17 protein-coding genes and 1 riboswitch are annotated in these 19,555 nt (G+C 35.5%); of the genes, 2 read left to right on the forward strand and 15 right to left on the reverse strand.

Translation table 11 applies throughout. The annotated features are described in order from the left end of the window. Window positions 1-44: 44 nt before the first annotated feature. Window positions 45-148, reverse strand: a riboswitch (TPP riboswitch). Window positions 149-189: 41 nt separating this feature from the next. From SBH76_RS00460 to SBH76_RS00500, 9 genes are all read right to left on the reverse strand, one after another. Continuing rightward, window positions 190-483, reverse strand: coding sequence for a Dabb family protein (locus SBH76_RS00460; RefSeq protein ID WP_317976393.1), 294 nt, complete (start codon window positions 481-483; stop codon window positions 190-192). A 19-nt stretch (window positions 484-502) separates the two neighbouring features. Next, entirely contained in the window at window positions 503-2,344 is a 1,842-nt protein-coding gene (gene uvrC / locus SBH76_RS00465; RefSeq protein ID WP_317976394.1) for an excinuclease ABC subunit UvrC, read from the reverse strand. Window positions 2,345-2,347: 3 nt separating this feature from the next. Then, window positions 2,348-2,890, reverse strand: a complete 543-nt coding sequence (locus SBH76_RS00470; protein ID WP_317976395.1) for a DUF1653 domain-containing protein — start codon at window positions 2,888-2,890, stop codon at window positions 2,348-2,350. Between the two features lie 15 nt (window positions 2,891-2,905). After that, a complete protein-coding gene (locus SBH76_RS00475; RefSeq protein WP_317976396.1) occupies window positions 2,906-3,511 on the reverse strand; it encodes an SMI1/KNR4 family protein in 606 nt (201 codons plus the stop codon). A gap of 171 nt (window positions 3,512-3,682) precedes the next feature. Beyond that, window positions 3,683-5,095 carry a glycoside hydrolase family 32 protein gene (locus SBH76_RS00480; RefSeq protein WP_432706857.1) on the reverse strand — a complete coding sequence of 471 codons (1,413 nt, stop codon included), beginning with the start codon at window positions 5,093-5,095 and terminating at the stop codon, window positions 3,683-3,685. Further along, a complete protein-coding gene (locus tag SBH76_RS00485; protein WP_315035103.1) occupies window positions 5,092-5,919 on the reverse strand; it encodes a carbohydrate ABC transporter permease in 828 nt (275 codons plus the stop codon). Before SBH76_RS00485 ends, SBH76_RS00480 begins: the two co-directional genes overlap by 4 nt. Window positions 5,920-5,927: 8 nt before the next feature. After that, the gene (locus SBH76_RS00490; protein ID WP_007592196.1) at window positions 5,928-6,797 is read right to left on the reverse strand and encodes a carbohydrate ABC transporter permease; all 870 of its coding nucleotides are present in this window, start codon (window positions 6,795-6,797) and stop codon (window positions 5,928-5,930) included. A gap of 6 nt (window positions 6,798-6,803) precedes the next feature. After that, window positions 6,804-8,105, reverse strand: a complete 1,302-nt coding sequence (locus tag SBH76_RS00495; RefSeq protein ID WP_317976398.1) for an ABC transporter substrate-binding protein — start codon at window positions 8,103-8,105, stop codon at window positions 6,804-6,806. A 12-nt stretch (window positions 8,106-8,117) separates the two neighbouring features. Further along, complete coding sequence (locus SBH76_RS00500) at window positions 8,118-9,563, reverse strand: glycoside hydrolase family 32 protein (RefSeq protein WP_317976399.1); 1,446 nt, start codon at window positions 9,561-9,563, stop codon at window positions 8,118-8,120. 230 nt (window positions 9,564-9,793) lie between these two features. Between SBH76_RS00500 and SBH76_RS00505 the strand changes: the two genes are divergently transcribed. After that, the gene (locus SBH76_RS00505) at window positions 9,794-10,813 is read left to right on the forward strand and encodes a LacI family DNA-binding transcriptional regulator (protein WP_317976400.1); all 1,020 of its coding nucleotides are present in this window, start codon (window positions 9,794-9,796) and stop codon (window positions 10,811-10,813) included. Window positions 10,814-10,847: 34 nt separating this feature from the next. On the opposite strand, the gene SBH76_RS00510 is transcribed toward SBH76_RS00505, so the two are convergent. Together SBH76_RS00510 and SBH76_RS00515 are read right to left on the reverse strand one after the other, a co-directional pair. Further along, window positions 10,848-11,567 (reverse strand): DUF6882 domain-containing protein, encoded by a 720-nt coding sequence (locus SBH76_RS00510; RefSeq protein WP_317976401.1) that lies wholly within the window; start codon window positions 11,565-11,567, stop codon window positions 10,848-10,850. Window positions 11,568-11,628: 61 nt separating this feature from the next. Beyond that, window positions 11,629-12,594, reverse strand: a complete 966-nt coding sequence (locus SBH76_RS00515; RefSeq protein WP_317976402.1) for a DUF4300 family protein — start codon at window positions 12,592-12,594, stop codon at window positions 11,629-11,631. A 240-nt stretch (window positions 12,595-12,834) separates the two neighbouring features. Between SBH76_RS00515 and SBH76_RS00520 the strand changes: the two genes are divergently transcribed. Continuing rightward, the gene (locus tag SBH76_RS00520) at window positions 12,835-14,310 is read left to right on the forward strand and encodes a DUF1846 domain-containing protein (protein WP_317976403.1); all 1,476 of its coding nucleotides are present in this window, start codon (window positions 12,835-12,837) and stop codon (window positions 14,308-14,310) included. Between the two features lie 47 nt (window positions 14,311-14,357). Here the strand turns inward: SBH76_RS00520 and SBH76_RS00525 are convergent, their stop codons facing one another. Genes SBH76_RS00525 through SBH76_RS00540 form a run of 4 tightly spaced genes read right to left on the reverse strand, consistent with a single transcriptional unit; the run spans window position 14,358 to window position 19,542 of the window. Then, window positions 14,358-16,163 carry a cadherin-like beta sandwich domain-containing protein gene (locus tag SBH76_RS00525; protein WP_317976404.1) on the reverse strand — a complete coding sequence of 602 codons (1,806 nt, stop codon included), beginning with the start codon at window positions 16,161-16,163 and terminating at the stop codon, window positions 14,358-14,360. A 44-nt stretch (window positions 16,164-16,207) separates the two neighbouring features. Further along, window positions 16,208-18,139, reverse strand: a complete 1,932-nt coding sequence (locus tag SBH76_RS00530) for an SH3 domain-containing protein (protein WP_317976405.1) — start codon at window positions 18,137-18,139, stop codon at window positions 16,208-16,210. Between the two features lie 43 nt (window positions 18,140-18,182). Beyond that, window positions 18,183-18,593: a cytidine deaminase gene (gene cdd / locus SBH76_RS00535; protein WP_007592213.1), complete on the reverse strand. Its 411-nt coding sequence runs from the start codon at window positions 18,591-18,593 to the stop codon at window positions 18,183-18,185. Between the two features lie 7 nt (window positions 18,594-18,600). Further along, the gene (locus SBH76_RS00540; protein ID WP_007592215.1) at window positions 18,601-19,542 is read right to left on the reverse strand and encodes a TIGR03943 family putative permease subunit; all 942 of its coding nucleotides are present in this window, start codon (window positions 19,540-19,542) and stop codon (window positions 18,601-18,603) included. Window positions 19,543-19,555: the final 13 nt, after the last annotated feature.

Genomic DNA, 19,555 nt, shown 5'->3' on the forward strand with positions numbered 1-19,555 from the left:
TTTGCAATAAAAAATGAGATACAAGAACCTGTATCTCCTGAAAAGAAAGTCAAAAAAACATCTCCCTACGTTGGCATTATCCAAATCAGGTAAACGGTCGAAAGTCACACTTCCCTCTCAGCCTATATATAAGCTCCCAAGTTTATATCGTTATATTTTACAAAAAGTATATCACTGCAATTAAAAATGTCAATAAAAAAAGTCAATTGCAACTCTTGAATTTGTATTCGTCTTAATTAAGCTTTCAACAATTGCCACATGCTCTTTTGATGTTGCATACTTATTAAGAGCATCCTCGTCATTTACATCAAGTATCAAAACCAAATCATGAGTACTTGTAGGTAAAACATTATAAAAAACATCTGCCTTTACTACCTCATCCATACTTTTGCATAAATCAAGCAGACTGCTTTTTATTTCTTCGCCTATAATTTGCTTATCCACACCCTCATTAAACTTCCACATTACGATATGTCTTAACATAAATTCTCCTTTACATATATTACTCTTTTTTTAATTTTGAAAAGAATTCACATACTGCCGTAGCGGACTTTTTATTCATTCCCTCCACCGACATAAGTTCTTCAAAACTTGCATTTTTAATATTTTCAATTTCTTTAAAATGCTTCATAAGTGCTTTTCGCCTTACAACTCCTATTCCCTCTATATCATCAAGTATCGACTTTACCTGAGTTTTTGATCTTAGACTTCTGTGATACTCTATTGCAAATCTATGCGCCTCATCCTGTATTCTTGTAATCAGCAAAAATCCTTGAGAATGAGTATCTATAGGAATTTCTACATTGTTGTAATACAATCCTCTGGTCCTGTGGTTATCATCTTTTACCATTCCGCACACCGGAATATTAAGTCCGAATTCCTCCAAAACCTGTAAGCAGATGTTTACCTGACCTCTTCCACCGTCCATTAGTATTATATCAGGCAGTTTATTAAATCCGGTATCCTTTTCATCAACACCTCGGTCAAATCTTCTCGTAAGTACTTCCTTCATTGAAGCATAGTCATTTGGACCTATTACGGTTTTTATTTTGAATTTTCTGTAATCACTTTTTTTCGGCATTCCATTCTCATAAACCACCATGGAACCTACAGATTGAACACCTGAAATATTGGAAATATCATAGGCCTCCATTCTTTTTAAATTAGGCAATGATAATAGCTCTTCAATTTCCTTTACAGCTCCAACACTTCTTGCTTCCTGTCTTTGAAGCTTTTCTCTGTCTTTTGTGAGAACAATTTCAGCATTTTTCTTTGCAAGTTCTACCAGCTTTTCCTTAGAACCTTTCTTTGGAACAATTATATTTACCTTTGAACCTCTTTTAGCGGAGAGCCATTCCGAAATAAGGTTTTCATCCTTTAACTCATACTGTGACATGATTTGACTCGGTACAAAAGGTGTTCCTGCATAAAACTGCTTTATGAAACTTTCCAGAATATCCACTTTTTCATCATCCATTGCCACTTGTATATAATGATGTTCTCTACCGACCATCTTTCCTTCCCTGATAAAGAATACCTGTACAACGGCATCTCTCTCATCTCTAGCCATTGCAATAATATCCCTGTCTTTGGAATCATCCGAAGTAATTTTCTGTTTTTGTGTAATATGAAGTACTGAGTTTAATAAATCTCTTTGCTTTGCCGCATCTTCAAATTTCAGCTCAGCTGAAAGCTTTTCCATTTCAGTTCTTATTTTATTTATAATAGGATCAAAATCACCACTCAAAAAGCGAAGTGCTTCGGCCGCATTTTTATTATATTCATCTTTTGATATATAATTTTGGCATGGAGCATCACACTGGTGTATAAAATAATCCAGACATGGACGCTCCGCTCCTATATCCTTTGGGAGATTTCTACTGCAAGTCCTTAGCTTATAGACTCTGTTTAAAAGATTTATCGTATCTCGTACCGCATTACCGCTTGAAAATGGCCCGAAATATCTGTTTTTGTCCTTCTTTATCTGCCTTACCATCTGCAGTCTTGGGTATTCCTCTTTCACTGTAAGTTTTATATAGGGATAGGTTTTATCATCCCTAAGCATTGTATTATATCTTGGTCTATGTTCTTTTATCAGATTATTCTCAAGTACCAATGCCTCAAGCTCGGAATCTGTTACAATATATTCAAATCTTTCAATCTTTGAGACCATTTGTTTTATCTTAGGACTCTTATCCTTACTTGATTGAAAATATTGCCTTACTCTGTTTCTCAATGAAATAGCCTTGCCGACATATATAATATCATCCTTTTTGTCATGCATTATATAAACGCCGGGCTGGCGTGGCAGCTTCTTTAATTCATCTTCTATTACAAATGCCATCTGTTACCTTAGTCTTTTCCCCTCAAAATGTATTTGCATATCAAGATATGCAATAAAATCTGCAATATCTATTGTCTTATCAATGCCGTTTCTCTTTAAGCCGTAAATATCAAATATAGCATCCAACTGCTTATCTGTTATATTTTCCTTGTTGGCCAAGATTATTTTCTTTTTCGTATAATAATCATCCGCATCCAAAAAGTCTATAAAGAAATTTTCAGGCTCATCTGCACTTTCTTCCTTCAGCGTTTTGTTAATTGTCTCTATATTAATTTCACTATTTCTATCTGTAATTTGTTTAGATGTCTCAGATATATTTTCCAACTTTTCAAAGCGATACTTTTGTTCTGTCTCAGGATATTTTTCTCTGTCCACTTCACTTAAGAACATATCAAGCGGTCTTGCATATACTCCGAAATCTCCGTAAAGTGCCTGATATATTACCAGATTTTCCTTACTTTCAGAATGTGTGGCAACAGCAATTATCTGATAAAGCTTATTTTTAAAATGTCTGTAAAACTCTCCCGGCCTTGGATTCTCTCTCATTATATCACCCTCTTTTTAGTCAAAATTTTCTTTTAGAAATTTCCATACATTATCTATAAGTTCCTCTACACTTGATGCGGTATAGATTATCTCATCCGGATCATGTATATAAAAAATAACCTGACCGACTTTTCCTTCCTTATCCGGATCAAAATCAAGCATCAGATATCCGCAATTGAGATATGTTGCAAAAGCAAACCAATCTTTATGGAATAGATATGGTTTTATTCTGCTGTCTCTCATTTGTTCTATAACATCATCGGTAAAATAGTCCGGATAATCTGTTAAAAGAGCATCCCTGTCTTGAAAATAGCTCTTTACCTTTTTCATCTCTTCAAGGCTGAATAATGTAAAGTTGATTTCTCTGTCGTCTATGTCACATTGCAACAATTCAAAATATCCGCTGCCGTTTTTGTATGAATAAAGTTCTTTAAAATCCTCTGGCAATTTTATTCCGAAAGTTTTTTCAAGATCTTCAAACTCACTTTCACTTGCTCCGCCTATTTGTTCATACTCTTCAAAGTACCCTTCTTCTACAGGATCATCTATTCCCAATTCCTCAAAATTCTCACAGATATATTTTTCAGCTTCTTTTAACTTTTCTCTTATTGTCTTCCTCATTGACAACCACCTTCTTATTAAGTTCATTTAGAATAGCTTTATTATATCACATTGATAGGTAGTTGCCACTGATAAGATGAATATTATAAAATTATATATTTCAAAATTGAATATAGTATTTTTACCATAAAACAGACGAGTGAAAATTTATAATTTCACTCGTCTGTTTTATTATCCTTCAATATTTATTTTTCTATACCTTATAATGGCATCTTTTGACCTTATTCCAATACCAACTTTTCCTTCATGTGGATAAATCATAGAGGTAAAGTTATACTTACCTCCAAGCAAATAAACTTCCAGAACATTTCCGTCTTTTATTATACTGAAATCTATATCGTACTCTTTTTGTATACTTGCCTTATATATTCTTATTCCACTTCGTATATTATCATCAGCTTCTGTAAAATCCGTAATAATATTACCAAAAAGAAAATCAAGTTTTATTATTATTTTTTTCTCTTCACTGTCAAAAAACTCAAGATTTAATTCCGAAATGTTTTTATCTCTTGTTATTACACCTGATATATAAATCCTTTCACACATTTTATCCAATATATTTGAAATATTTTTGTCGTTTCCTTTAGTCTTTTGGCTGTATTCAACGTCACTTTTTAAATCTAAGTCATGACTGTAAGGTAGCATTTTCAAAATGTTTTCTTCCATATCAATTAGTCTTGGATATGACATTATTCCACGATACCCGCCTTCTTCCACCGGACCATGATCATTAATCCATGGCATCCATTCCCAACCTCCAAGCCAGGCCATTGAAATATTTTTTCCATACTTATCCTTATATGTTTGTGATGCGTAATAATGAGGACCAAAATCCAATGTTCCGCTATACTCATGGAAGAAAATACAATTTTTAAAGTTAATATTTCCAACCATATATACAGTAGGTAGAAAATCGGTTCGATTCATAGGTGATGCTGTTATAACCCACTTTCCACCTATTTCAAATATATCAGGACATTCAAACATTGTCCCTTCACCGGCTTTTGCTTCATACAGTATTCCGCTATAGCTCCAGTCAAACAAATTCTTAGAATGAAAAAGATAAATTCTTCCATGGCTTTCAAGATCAGACGCGTTTTTGTCAGATCCTCCAACTACCATTTGCCATGTTCCATCATGAAAAATTACTTTAGGGTCTCTAAAGTCTTTTCCGATAGATTCAATAATCGGATTTTTCTCATATTTTATAAAATTATATCCGTCAAAAGAATATGCCATACATTGTCTTTGACAAACTTCACCTTCTACCAATGAAACAGCCGTATAAAAAGCATATATTTTATCTTCATTAACAACTACAGAGCCTGAAAAGCATCCACCTTTGATATAATCCTCATATTCCTCTTCCGGAATAAGAACAGGATTACACTCTTCCCAATGTATTAAATCAGGGCTCACGGCATGACCCCAATGCATTTTATCCCAGTTATTGCTGTATGGATTACATTGAAAGTACAGATGATATTTACCCTGAAACCACACGAGACCGTTCGGATCATTTATCCACCCTCTTTTTAGAGCGAAATGATATTTCGGTCTGAAAATATTTTGCTTCATACTCATGACTTTACTGCCCCCAACGTCATTCCGGCTGTCATCTTTTTATTTAATGAAAAATATATAACCAGTGTTGGTAATACGGACATTGCAATGGCCGCATAGGTTGCCCCCCAATCCTTTAATCCTCTCGGCCCTATAAAGTCGGCAAGGCCTATAGATATTGTTTTCAGTTCTGTACTGTTTATAAATACAAGACTGAATGTATAGTCATTCCACACCGTTATAAAGTTCATAGCAAGCACTGTCATTATTGTATTTAACGACAACGGTATAATTACTTTTGTATAAATACCGTAGATACTTGCCCCGTCAATCACTGCAGCCTCTATAATTTCATCAGGAATAAATGAATAAAAATTTACAAACAACATTATCGATACAGGTAATTGAAATGCCAACAGAGGCAATATAACACTTATCCTTGTATTTATAAGTCCAATTTTTGCAAACATTGTAAATAATGGTATCAATGTAACTGCATATGGGATTGTAAGTCCTATAAGAAAATATCTGTATATCTTCTTCCTCCCCGTGAATTTCATCTTGGCAATAGCAAATGATGCCATTGAACTGATTAATACAATAAACACTAATGACACTACAGAAATTATAGCACTGTTTTTTATATAGGTAACTATATTGCTTTCAGTGAATATTCTAATAAAATTTTCTAAAGTAAAGCTCTTTGGAAAGCTGAACGGTTCTGTCAACAACTCTATATTCGGTCTAAATCCGGCTACAATAAGCCATATAACAGGATAGCCCTGAATTATAAGGAACAGAATCATAACAGACCAATATATTATTTTTCTGATATTTCTTTTCATATATCCTCCTATTCGTTTTCGCCATCCATATATTTACTGATTAATAAAACTCCAATAATACTGAGTATTACAATTATTACAGCAATTGCACTTCCATATCCGTAGTCTCTGCTCGTAAAAGCTTTTTTATACATATATGTTGCAAGTATTTCAGATCTGTGATTCGGACCTCCCTTAGTCATATTCATAGGTGCCGCAAAACCTCTAAGCGCACCCACCAGACTCAATATACATGAAAGCATAATTACATTTGCTATAGCAGGTATTCTGATTTTTACCAGAATCTGCAACTCCGTAGCTCCGTCTATTCTTGCCGCTTCCAATATATCAGGTGATACTGAAACCAACGCAGAATAGAAAATAATCATATAAATACCTATATATTGCCAGCCTTCCACAGAAGCAACCGCCCATAAAACAGTTTTATAATCACTTAAAAATGCAATAGGCTCCATACCAAGCATTTTTCTGAAGATATTGAATAACCCCAAAGGCTCATACGAATAAAATCCTGTAAACAATTGTGATATTGCAATAACCGTAATAACAGAAGGTATGTAATATACAGTTTGTATAAAGCCTCTTCCTTTTTTAAGATATGTAAGTAAAACTGCAATGCTAAAACCGAAACCAAGCTGCAGTACCATTACAATAACTATATATATTATATTGTTTCCAAACGCTTGTCTGAATACGCTGTCTCCAAAAAGTTTTATGTAGTTATTAAAACCTACAAAACTCTTTTTCCCTATACCGTTCCAATCTAAACAGCTATAATAAATTGAAACGAGTATAGGAACCATAACTATAACAGAATAGACAATAAAAGCAGGTAGCAAAAATACAGCAATCGCTTTCTTATCTCTCAAAATTTTCATAAAATTCTATTTATTTGCCTCCAAGGCCTCATCCACCGCCTTTATAAAGTCATCCGTTGTTTCTTCACCCATACAAAGTCCCGGTAGATTATCATTAATTGTTGCTATTACATCTTCATTCAATACTACATCCCAAGGCCTTGCTGCAGTTGAACCTATATTATTTGTATCTTCCATTACCTTTAAAAACAAAGGATCAAAGCTGCTGTTGTCACTCATATCCACCTTTTGCGGTGCCAAATGCTCATGTGCAAAATATGCAGGGCTGTAGTTTTTAACTATAAATGTCAGGTAATCTTTGTACTGATCATCAAAAGTCTTAGGATTAACTGCTAAACCTATGCCACCAAATGCCCAGTAGTCATTTTCATTTGTTTTTCCGTCCTTTATTGTAGGCATATAAAAATAATCGACATTCAATCCTTCCGGTCTATTCTTATCTGTAAAATAATTCAACTCCCAAGTACCTGTCGGATACATTGCACTCTTTCCACTAAGAAATAAATTTAATCCTGTAGCTACATCGGTTGTTGAAAATCCCGGCTGAAAATACTGTCCTATTTCAGACATAAAAGTTGCAGCCTTAACGCCCGGTTCATCAGACATCTTAGCTTCTCCTAAAGATAATTTATTTAAATACTCATTACCTGTCATTCTGAACGGATATGTTGCAAGAAGTCGAAGCAATGGCCATCCGTCTCCTCCACCGATTCCAAATGCAGTATACCCTTTTTCTTTTAAAACCTTGCAATCTTCTAAAAGCTCATCCAATGTCTTTGGTGCTTCGATTCCGGCATCTTTAAACATATCAACATTATACCATATCATTTCTGTTGAAAGCTCTAAAGGTAATGTATACAACTTACCGTCAGAAGTCCTTCCATAGTTTAATGCCAATGGAATATAGCTGTCTTTTTCACCTATTTCATCAAGAAAGGCATCCATATCTGTGAGCATACCCTGTTCTCCAAGTTCTGTAGCATACGGTGTCGCATCAAGGTCAAACATATCAGGCATCTGCCCACCTGCAATCATTGTTCTAAGTTTCTGATCATACGACGTTCTGTCTGCATTACTGTCAATAACAAGCTTTATATTTCCACCCTGCTCATTATATTTTTTTGTTATCTCCTGCAATGTTACCATTGTATCATCCGATGCGGATCTTGAAGAAAAATAATGAATCTCTCTTACGTTACCGTCTTTGTTTTCAGCCTCTGTAGAATTTGTGTTGGTTTGTGCTTTATTTCCGCAACCCATTAATACCATTCCGGCTATAAGGCATATAGTTCCTATCTTCTTGTACATAATAATCTCCTTTTAAACTTCATACAAATGAATATCAGAAACCCTGATACTTCCGTCTTTTACAAAAAATCCCCAATTTGTTCTTTTCATGTTATAGGCTCTCATTGTCAGAGCGGTAGTATTATTCACATAAAGACATATTATACTTCCGTCTGCCACAACCCTTATATGTACTTTATTATCCTTTAAACTTTTATAATCAAAAGGTCTTTCAAGTTCAATCATAAAGGGCTTGTCCCCGTCAACATACCACTGATTTACGCCGCTTATACGTCTTGGCCACATATCCGCCACAATCCTGTTATAAAACGGCTCAAATCTAAGATAATACCCGTTTGCAAGAGCTGAATCCTGTCTCAAACCTATTCCGAAAGATCTAACTCCTTCACTGAATTCTATTACCGCTTCTATCATACATGTTTCTTTCATTCCGTTGATTACATATGACTTCTCCCCCTCAAAATTTTCTATTTCAACTTTATTTATTTTTTCATTTACGGCTTCCTTATTAAACATATTGATCAATCCGTCAGCAGGTTTTACAGTAAGCTTATTATCAGTTGTTTGGTCAATCTCATGTGCAATAAAATTTCCGCCCCATTCATACTGTCCGAAATCACTTTCACCACGCTTAGTAGGAACCCAAGCAAACGCCATTCTTTTATCACCGACCTGTGCTGTTTTTGCAGCATAAAACGCTCTTCCGTCAAAGGTATCTTCTATAGGAGAGGTCCACGGTCCGCTCAGCTTATCAGACATCCTATAATGAGTTACAAATTTTTCTGAAAAAGTTGAATACACAAGATACCATTTGTTTCCAAGTTTAAACAAATCCGGACATTCATGTGTCATATAAGATTCCGGATTGTAAAACGGCTCTTTTGCCTCCCAGTGAAGTAAATCATAAGATCTGCATAAGCCTACACATCCTCCGTTCTTTTCACTTGCTCCACGCAATCTTGCAGCCAAAAGCATATCAAAACATTTCTCATCTTCATTATAAAAAACAAACGGATCACGCCAATCAAAAGGCTCGTAAATACTTTCATCTGCACCGAATGTAAGCTCAGGCAGTTTTTCCCAATTTATCAGATCTGTACTTATTGCATGTGCAACATATTGTAAAGGTTTTCCGTCCCTGTGATACTTGGGATTATAATTATTCTGTGCGGTATAAAACATATGAAATTGACCGTCATTACCTTCTATTACAGACCCTGTATAACAGGCATAGTCCGCATCGTCATACTCCCCGACAGGTAATACAACCTTACAATCTTTTATATTAACCCCGTCTTCCGTTATCAACAGATTCCAGCTTGTACGATATCCATACTCATCCTGCGTATTTCCTTTTCTTTCATCATGAAGATAATAAATATAAAATTTACCATCATGCGCAAATGGAATAGTATCTCCAACCCAACCGTCTTTCGGTTTATAAAAAATATTTTTCATATATAACCTCTTATCTGATATAACTATTTTTTATGAATGCTTTTAAAATTCTGTTTTTATACTAAACTATTTTAGATAAATATCCTATTCGCAAATGCTCCAAAGTTTTTATAAATGATTATGCAAGTGTATGTTTTCTTGCATTTTTCATGCAAATATGCTATTGTTTTCATAGTTTTTCAAGATATACTCTTGTCTTTTCATAATTATTTTCATAAAGGAGGTCTTATATGGTTACTATTAATGATGTTGCAAGTGCTGCAGGTGTATCAATTTCAACGGTTTCAAGAGTTATAAACCAAAGTAATACTGTATCTGTTGCTACAAGAAATAGAGTTATGGAAGTAATAAGAGAGCTTAGTTATTCACCTGTTCCGACAATAAAAAAAGAAAATCGTAAATCTAATAAATTGATAGGTGTTCTTTTTCCTGATATATCTAATAATGTTTTCGGCAGAATATTACAGGGTATAAATAGTGTTGTAACACCTCTTGGTTATAATACCGTAATATGTGAGACAAATGGTGAACTTGATAAAGAAATACACTTTTTGGATGTCTTAAAAAATAAGCAAGTTGAAGGTATTATTATGGCAAATGTTCATATACCTAAAGAACATATGATGTGGATACATAGAAACAATAAGCCTGTTATATATGTATGTCAGGATATTCCTGATTTTGAGCTGAAAATCCCTGTAAGTTCTGTAAATATGGATAATCAACAGGCAATTTGTGATATGGTACATTTTCTTTACAACATGGGACATCGAAATATCGCATTTATTGGAGGACCGCTTCATGATTTATCAGCCGGAAAGAAAAGATATGATGGGTATATGAAAGGTATTAGGGAATGTTCTTTAAATACTTCCCAAGACCTTATAAGCCTTCAGGATTCCTTTACCATAGAAGACGGCTATACAGGAATGAATCAAATATATGAAAAAGCATCTATACTTCCTACCGCAGTTCTTTGTGCCTGTGACAATATTGCTGTAGGAGCAATAGATTTTATGTATGATAATAATATACAAGTACCGGGTCATATTTCAGTTACAGGTGTAGACGACAGTAATCTGGCAACTGCTATCAGACCGTCACTTACTACAATACGTCATGCCACTTTTGATACAGGAGTAAAATCTGCCCAACTTTTACTGGAATACTTCTCTTCAAATTCTTTCAAAGGAAGTGCATTTAAAATGCCTTATCAGCTTTTAAGAAGACAGAGTGTAAAGCATCTATAAGAAATAGGACTCCCCTTTTGGGAAGTCCTTATCTTTATTTCAATCCGTCGATTGACTCTATTCTTTTTTTATCTCCGATATCCTCAAATCTTATCAGAAGTTGCCCGTCATTTTCTGCAAATCTGGCATAAATATTATTGTTTTCCCAATGATAATCTGTGCCGTTCCATGCAAGGAAGCCTTCTACAAGAATCTTATGATCAAGCTCATACTGACTGATAGCACTCATTATAGTCTTTATAAATAACTTAGTATCCACAGGTGAAAAGAATTTCTCGGGTAAATCATAAAGCGCCACAAATGCAATACCGCCCGAATGTTTACATGGATAATATCCGTAGTTCTTTTCACTTATGCCACATGAAATCATTGAAAGTATATATCCGGTTACTTTCTCTGTCAAAGGAAGATTTGGATTTGTTAAGGCTGCAAAACCTACCTTTTCTCCAAATTCTCTTGCTTCTCCAACAAGTTCAAGTAAGCTCTCATCAAATCCGTTTATATTCTCCCAGCCCCATAGCCAGTCATTTGATTCGATTGCTTCACTTCCTATGTATTGTATCGGATACGTGCTCTTTCCGATTTTGATTTTCTTTGTATGAAAATCCACATTCCAAGCCTGTCCTTTGGCTACATACATCTCAATAGCCTCCTGTACACGAAGCATACCTCCAAATACTGCCGATACTACCTCTGTCCAGTCTGTACGATTCATTTCATAATCTGTTTTTAATATATTAACTCTCTCTGCCATAATACTTCTTTCCTGTTTTTGATACTATAATTCAACCAAAAATGAGCAAAAAATGCAAGCATTATTTTAAGACTCTGTACTCGTTCATTACTTTTCCGTCTTCAAAAATAACAGGCTTTGCAGTAAGTCCTTCAGCTTCATTGTCATAGTATCCCATCAGATAATCATTTACATCCTGTAAACTGTCAAACTCTTCTACCTGATACGGTAACTCAAATGCCAGCTTCTCAATAAAGAGATATTTATCACCGTCTTCTACCAAAATACCTGTATGCCCTATGAACTCCTGTACCTTATTCATACCGTCGTCCATGGTCATAAATACTGAAATCATATGCATCTTATCATTGTTAAACGAAATCTGCTTCTCTTCCCATGATTTTATTATTTCATCTGACAAAACATTTGTATCATGTGTATTTGTTACATCAATATATGAAAATAATGTATCAAATTTCTTCTTATCTTCACCTTCAAAAATATTTTTATCTTTTATAGAATCAAAATCGTTGAAAAGCATTGTTGTATCACCCGGTGTAGGATTTCCGACTTTTATAAAATCTCCCATCAAAGAATATGATGTGATTCTGCAATTTCTGCCTACATATCCTCCCTTGGCAAGCCATGCATCTATAAGCTTATCCTGATCGAATGTTGGGAAAGCGGCATCTATGGTTGTCATACTCTGAACCAGATTCTTAGTGCCTACCGCATTATTATACTCATCTACCGCATCAAAAAAGTTCTTTATCTTTTCATCACTAAGACCGGCATTCTTTAGAGCATTTTTTACTCTGTTTCTGGTATCTTCATCTACAAGATTTGAATACTTTAATTTTATATCCGCCTTACTTACCGCTGTGCTTGGCTCATCTGCCACACTTTCAGTGTCTTCAACGGTTTCAACACTTGTCTCATTGTGTTCTATAGTCACCGTAATGTCTTCATTTTTATCTGTTCCTTTACTTCCACATGCCGCCAAAACAATAGCTGCACCCATAACTGTCATTAAAAATTGCTTTTTCATATAAAAACCTGCTTTCTTTTTTAGTCGCTTTAGTATATCACTTTAATTATATTTATAATATATAAGTTTGCAGATTTCTTTTTTAATAATAAATGAAAAAATATTATAATCGTGTTCAAATATTTGAAAATTAATTTAATTACTAAACTATGTTGTTCCCCCTTTAATACGGTTTTAAAAAGTGATATAATTCTATTTTAATTTTATATAACAGTTCATACTAAAGAAGGAAGGCGTATTATGAAAATCGGTTTCGATAATCAGATGTATTTAAAAACACAATCTGAGCATATAAGAGAAAGAATAGCAAGTTTTGGTGATAAACTCTATCTTGAATTTGGCGGAAAGCTCTTTGATGATTACCATGCATCCAGAGTACTTCCGGGCTTTGAACCTGATTCAAAGCTTAGAATGCTTCTTCAACTAAAAGATCAGGCCGAAATAATTATCTCAATCTCTGCATCGGATATTGAAAAAAACAAGATTAGAGAAGATCATGGTATTACCTATGATGCCGATGTAATCAGACTTATAGATGAATTTCGAAGAAAAGGATTGTTTGTAGGCAGTGTATGTATTACACAGTATTCGGGACAAAAGAGTGCGGACAAATTTAAGGAAAGACTTGAAAATCTCGGTATAAAAGTATACAAGCTTTATTTGATTGACGGGTATCCAAGCAATGTGGCACATATCGTGAGTGAAGAAGGTTATGGAAAAAATGATTATATCGTCACTTCAAGACCTCTTGTAATAGTTACCGCTCCGGGACCCGGATCCGGAAAGATGGCTACATGTCTTTCTCAGCTCTACCATGAGAATAAAAGGGGAATTAAAGCAGGTTATGCAAAGTTTGAGACATTTCCTATCTGGAATTTGCCGCTGAAGCACCCTGTAAACCTTGCATACGAAGCTGCTACAGCTGACTTAAACGATGTAAATATGATTGATCCTTTCCATTTGGAAGCATATGGAACAACAACTGTAAACTACAACAGAGATATAGAGATATATCCTGTTTTGATGGCAATTTTTGAGGGAATATTTGGAGAATGTCCATATAAATCTCCTACAGATATGGGAGTAAATATGGCCGGTAACTGTATTATTGACGATGAGGTATGCAGAGAGGCAAGTAAACAGGAAATCATAAGAAGATACTATAATTCACTTGCAAGATTTGTTAAAGGAGAATGCAAAGCTGATGAAATTTATAAACTTGAGCTTATAATGCAGCAAGCAAAAACAAGTGTTAATGACAGAAAAGCTGTTTCTGCAGCACTATTAAAAGCTGAAGCCACAAATACCCCTGCAGCAGCTATTGAACTTGAAACCGGTGAACTTATTACAGGTAAGACTTCCGAGCTTCTCGGTGCAAGTGCCGCACTTATTTTAAATGCATTAAAAGCTCTCAGCGGTGTGGATGATGAAATAAAGCTTATTTCACCTACAGTTATTGCACCTGTACAGGAATTAAAAACCACATATCTTGGTGGTAATAATCCGAGACTTCATACAGATGAAGCTCTTATAGCTCTCTCTATTTCAGCCGCTACCGATGAGAATGCAAGAAAAGCCTTAAATGCCATCCCGAAACTTAAAGGTTTACAAATGCATTCTTCCGTAATGCTTTCAGAAGCAGATGTAAAGACTCTAAACAAACTTGGAATAGGACTTACCGCCGAGCCGAAATACGGTAAGAAAAAGAAGTTCTAAATTATAATCCATAAAAAATACCACCCGACTTACCGGGTGGTTATTTTTTAAATATCTAAATCTTCAAAATCATCATCTTCATCATCAGAATCGTTTTTAAGTTCTTCTACTACTTCAAAATCCTCTTCTTCTATAACTTCACCGTTTGATAGGTCTATTACATCAAAATCATCCGATTCATCTTCCGACTTTACAGGCTCTTCTTCCTTTTTCTTACTTAAAGGCATATATTCAAGAGTAGTTTCATCATTCATCTCTTCTTCAGGTATCAAATCCACTTTTGAAGTAATGTTACTCTTGTTCTTCTTCTTGGCAGGTTTTTGTGCCGTCTTTGCAGCCTTCTTTTTATTTGAAGCTCTTGACAAAAGTAAAATTATTATAAAAATAATCAATATAACCGCAAGTGCAATTAAATTTCTTACCCACTCATTACTCTTCTCATATTTCTTTTCAAGTGCATTATATTCTTCAGTCGATACACCTGTGTCTACATTTGGATCGGCAAAGTACCTTTGTATTGTATGCTCTTCCATATCATATCTGTAGAAGTCTTTTTTACCTTCCGAATTCATGGCATAAACAACACAATATCTCTTTTCATTGTCACTGCCCCAAATCCATCCACGAATCTTTTTACCGTTTATATTTATAATACTTTCAATAAATCCCTTAGGTACCTCTACACCTTTATCAATAGGCATTACGGTAATGCTCTTGGTATTTGTGGTAAGCTGTGTATATACAGCCCATGTATCCGCAGCATCATCATATATGTAGAAATCTCCTGAGCCGTCATTGCCTACAAGATAAAGGATATATACATCCTGACCCTTCATTTTTCCGGCCTTGACATCTCTACCTTTATATGTGAATGTAGACTCTTCAAAACCTTCAGGCAGGATATTTTTATCAAATGAATCCGATACCTGATAATCAATTCCGCCTAAGGTAAGCCCGTTATCTGTGGAAACCAGATCCAAAACATCTGCACTGCTCTCGCTCTCTTCGATAACTTCTTCTGCTGAAGTTTCTGAAGAAGACTCTGAGGCTTCCTCTTTTTTTACCGCACTTTTATTTACATTTATAATATAACTTTCTACAGCCGAACCGTCAGGTGATGTTACCTTTACATTAATAGCATTCACTCCGACCACAAGATTATCATTTCCTGTTATAACTACTTTTGCCCCGTCCTGTCTTGCCTTTGCGTTGACTGCAATGTTGGATATATTTCCTGCTACATTCATGTCGTAATTTTTCACAGTACTGCTAAAATCAGGTGAAAGCTTACCCGGACTGACTTTCAAAGAAGAAAGCATTGCATCCTTTTTATCTACCGCAACTGTAGTTGCCGCTTCCTTATTCTTTTCAACAGTAGACTCTTCGGCAGTAGTCTGTTCTGCAGATTTTATCTTTATTCTTCCGCTGCCTTGTGACTGCATTGTAGCCATCTTTGAGTTTGTATCATATACTTCCCATGTACTTACAACGACTGTAGTTTCCCCGGCTGTCTTGGCTTTAAATTTCAGGGAATAGTTTTGATTGTTACTGCTGCTTCCGGTATTGGATGTGACTTTTATACTACCTGCCCCACCCTGTGCATTTGTTCCTCCGACAAAATCCAAAATGCTGTCATCATAACTGAGCATTATATTTGCGCTGTCAATGTTTCCGTCTGTTGACGATAAACTCATTACCAAATTTACTTCATCACCCACTGTTGCATTGACATCTGCAAAGCTTATACTGATACCCATAGCAAAAGCATTAAAAGCTATTACTGCTGAAAATATCAATGTAAGTATAAATGAAGGTATGACGATATTTACATTAGGCTTTTTTAAATATTTCATCTTAATCCTCTGACATTAACCCTACATAAAATGTAGAAACAGTATTAATTTCCTCTCTTTATATTTATGCTGTACTTCTCTTTAGTTCCGTTTTGAGCTGTAACAATTATGTCAACTGTGGAGTTGGAAGAGTTCAGTTCAATATCACCGCTTCCTGATACAGTTGCACTTGCATCGGCCACGTTTGCTTTAATATTAACATTATTTACATTGGATGGCAATTCAACCGTATAAGAATAATTGTCACTACTAAAGCTCGGTGTAATATTATATCCGCTTATACTTAGTGATGACAATCTGTTATTCGGACTACCGTCTCCTGTCGGCATTGCCTCAGGTACTTCAGGCATATCTTTATAAACAGGTATATGGAATGTGAAAACTCCCTTTTTGTCCTCCTCCGAATATGCTCTTGAGAGCATAGCTCCCTCATTCTTTGCGCCTTCAATATTTGTCATATATTGGTGCTTATATTTGTTTTCACCAAGAACGTTAAATTTCTTTAAGTAGAATGTGTTCTGTCCGGCTTTTGAATAAGTACTTCCATAGAACATGGCACCGCCTATTATTGCTTTAGCCTTTGTATTCCATGGACGAAGGTATGTATTTCCGCTTCCTGCCCACGCCAAACCTCTGCTTGTTGCACTCTGGTTTCCCGACTGATAAGCCTCTATATTGAAGAAATTATAAATACCTGTTGCTCCGCTTATAAGCCCTGATGTGCCTTTAACTCCCTGTTCCTGTATAAGCATTGCGGCTATAACATAAGGATTAACACCTGAACTCTTGGCGGCATCCATAATCATATCAACATATGTAGTACCGTTTGAAAGTGCATTTTCACCGGCTGAACTTGCTGATGTTGATGCATATGTGCTGTTTGAAGCACTTACACTCTCTTTAATACTGTCACTGTTTACCACTCCCGGTCCGTGCTCCGTATCATTGAACTCCGTAGTTGATTCAAAAACCGGAGCAGGTGCAGGTTCGGTATATCCCGGACCGTTATCTTTATCTTCCACTGTAGGAAGTTCTTCTTTAGGTAGTGTTGCGGCGGTTACACTTTCTGCCGTCGGCCCTACAAGTTCTACCTTCTCATTCGGGTCTGCAACCGGTCCGACATTCTGCGCTTGTGTTGTAGAAGCCGCTGTAGTTGCCGCAGTTGTAGCTGAAGTTGTCGGTGCAGTTGTTGCAGACGGTACAGTGCTCTTAACACTTGATTTACTTTCCATGAAAGTACCTTTAAGCATCTTCTCAACACCTTCTTCAGTCTGTTCACCTGTAGTATATCCATGGTTTAAAAACTGAAATATATTGGTTGAATCCAAAAAGTTTCTTGGATCCATATAGTATCTTATAATACTTTCACTTGCGGCAACCCATTCATTTGAGTCAAATCCCGGCCAAGTTCCGTTACTCCAGTTATACGCACCTCTTGCAGTTGATTTCCAAGATGACTTTGCATTCTTTTTTACAAGATTAACTCCGACTATCGATTCATTCCTTATAACTTCATCCCAGGAAATATCTACATTTTGTACAACAAACTTCCAGTTGGGATACTCGGCATGTAAAGCCCTTAATCTGTTCTTATAACTCTCAGGAAATCCCGCTATCTCAGATTCAAAAGTCTTGTCTGTTGTATACTTTGCAGTACTTTCCGTCTTTATATAATTCTTTGCAACATATCCTTCTCTGTCACCTGAGCCGGTATTAAAACTTATTTTATACCAATACATTCCGTCACTGTTTACTTCATCAAGTACTGTAACACTTGTATCTCTTTCCAGTGTGGCAATAGTATTATTTCCGGTACCGGCATTTGATCTTACATTAAGTGCACTTACATCTACTGTACCCTTCTTTGTAGTAAATGCATTGATATCTTTTATAAAAATATTTCTTCCGACACCTGTGACAAGTATCGTACCCATTGTCGTTACCAGAATAAATTTATTTAATAATGTTTTCTTCATTAAACCTTCCTATATCTGTTTTTTATATGTACATTTTTAACTGTCATTTTAGATTATCAGGTCCAAATCCGAACGGTAGCAACTCTTCCAATTTCATGGTTTTCACCTTTGCACCGTCAGACATTACGATTTCAAATTCCTTAGGGTTACAAAACTCCTGCATGACCTGTCTGCAAACTCCACATGGAGTACATAAAGCATCCGCATCAGAGTCTTCAAAGCCTCCGACAACGGCTATCTTACAAAAATCATATATTCCTTCAGATACCGCTTTAAAAAAAGCTGTTCTCTCCGCACAATTACACGGAGTATATGCCGCATTCTCTATATTACAACCATGTATAATCTTTCCCGATTTGGTCATAAGTGCAGCACCTACTTTATATTTTGAATATGGAACATAGGCCATTTTTCTGGCCTTTTTTGCTTCTTCCAGTAATTCTAAATCAGACATATTTCTCCTAAAACTGTACTAATCCGTCTATAGGTCCTGTAAGTAAAATATCATTTGCATATATTACAGGCCCTTTAGCACGGTATTGTGGGCTCATCTCATACTTTATTTTTCCCTTTACCTTCACCCAGTCCTTGTTCTTAAAATTCTTTGCACCTTTGTAATGACACACGAAGCCAAGGAACTGAATATCGGCCTCACAACAAGTCATTGCTCTTCTACCCGGAATCAATATATCATCACCGATTCCGTCAGGTCTTACCACCTGAGCAACAAACTCAACTTCTTTTCCGTCATACTTTTCGGTTCTGTCCATAGCATCCACATAGAAGATACCGTATTCCTCAGGCTTAATAATAAGCTTCGGATCATCAAGATTATATGGGAGATTTATACTGAAATCTCCGGTAATCTCTCCTTCTTCGCCCTCAAAAATGATTTCCGCATTTGGTGCCATAGCCTTTATTTGAAGATGATATGTACTTAAAATCTCCTCATCAATATCATCGGCTCTGTTACATATAACAAGTTCTGAATCCTTCAGCATCTTACCCATATATGCCTTTAAATCCTTGTTTTTTATATAGAGGTCCAATGTAGATGTATCATAAATTGTAATCATCTGATTTACATACCAGATGTCAGGTATTTGTATCTTGTCCTGTTCCCACAACCCGTTCCATTCTATAAGAATTCTCTCAGGATCTACCTCTTTGGTAAACTCTATCATCTTTTCTTTTGTAAAATCCGATATATCATCTATGTACTTTACGGTTGTGTGAGTAGATTCCAATAATTCCTTATCGTATTCCTCCTCACCTTCTTCACATACAATCAACAAGGTGTTGCCTTCAGTTTGAAAATATTCCTGCTGCATTGTGAATTTCATAAATTGTGTTTTACCGGCTTCTAAAAAACCATTGATGACAAAAATAGGTAATCTTTCCATAACTTCTCCAATC

The sequence above is a fragment of the Lachnoanaerobaculum sanguinis genome (assembly GCF_033242365.1).
Classification (GTDB): Bacteria; Bacillota; Clostridia; order Lachnospirales; family Lachnospiraceae; genus Lachnoanaerobaculum; species Lachnoanaerobaculum sanguinis.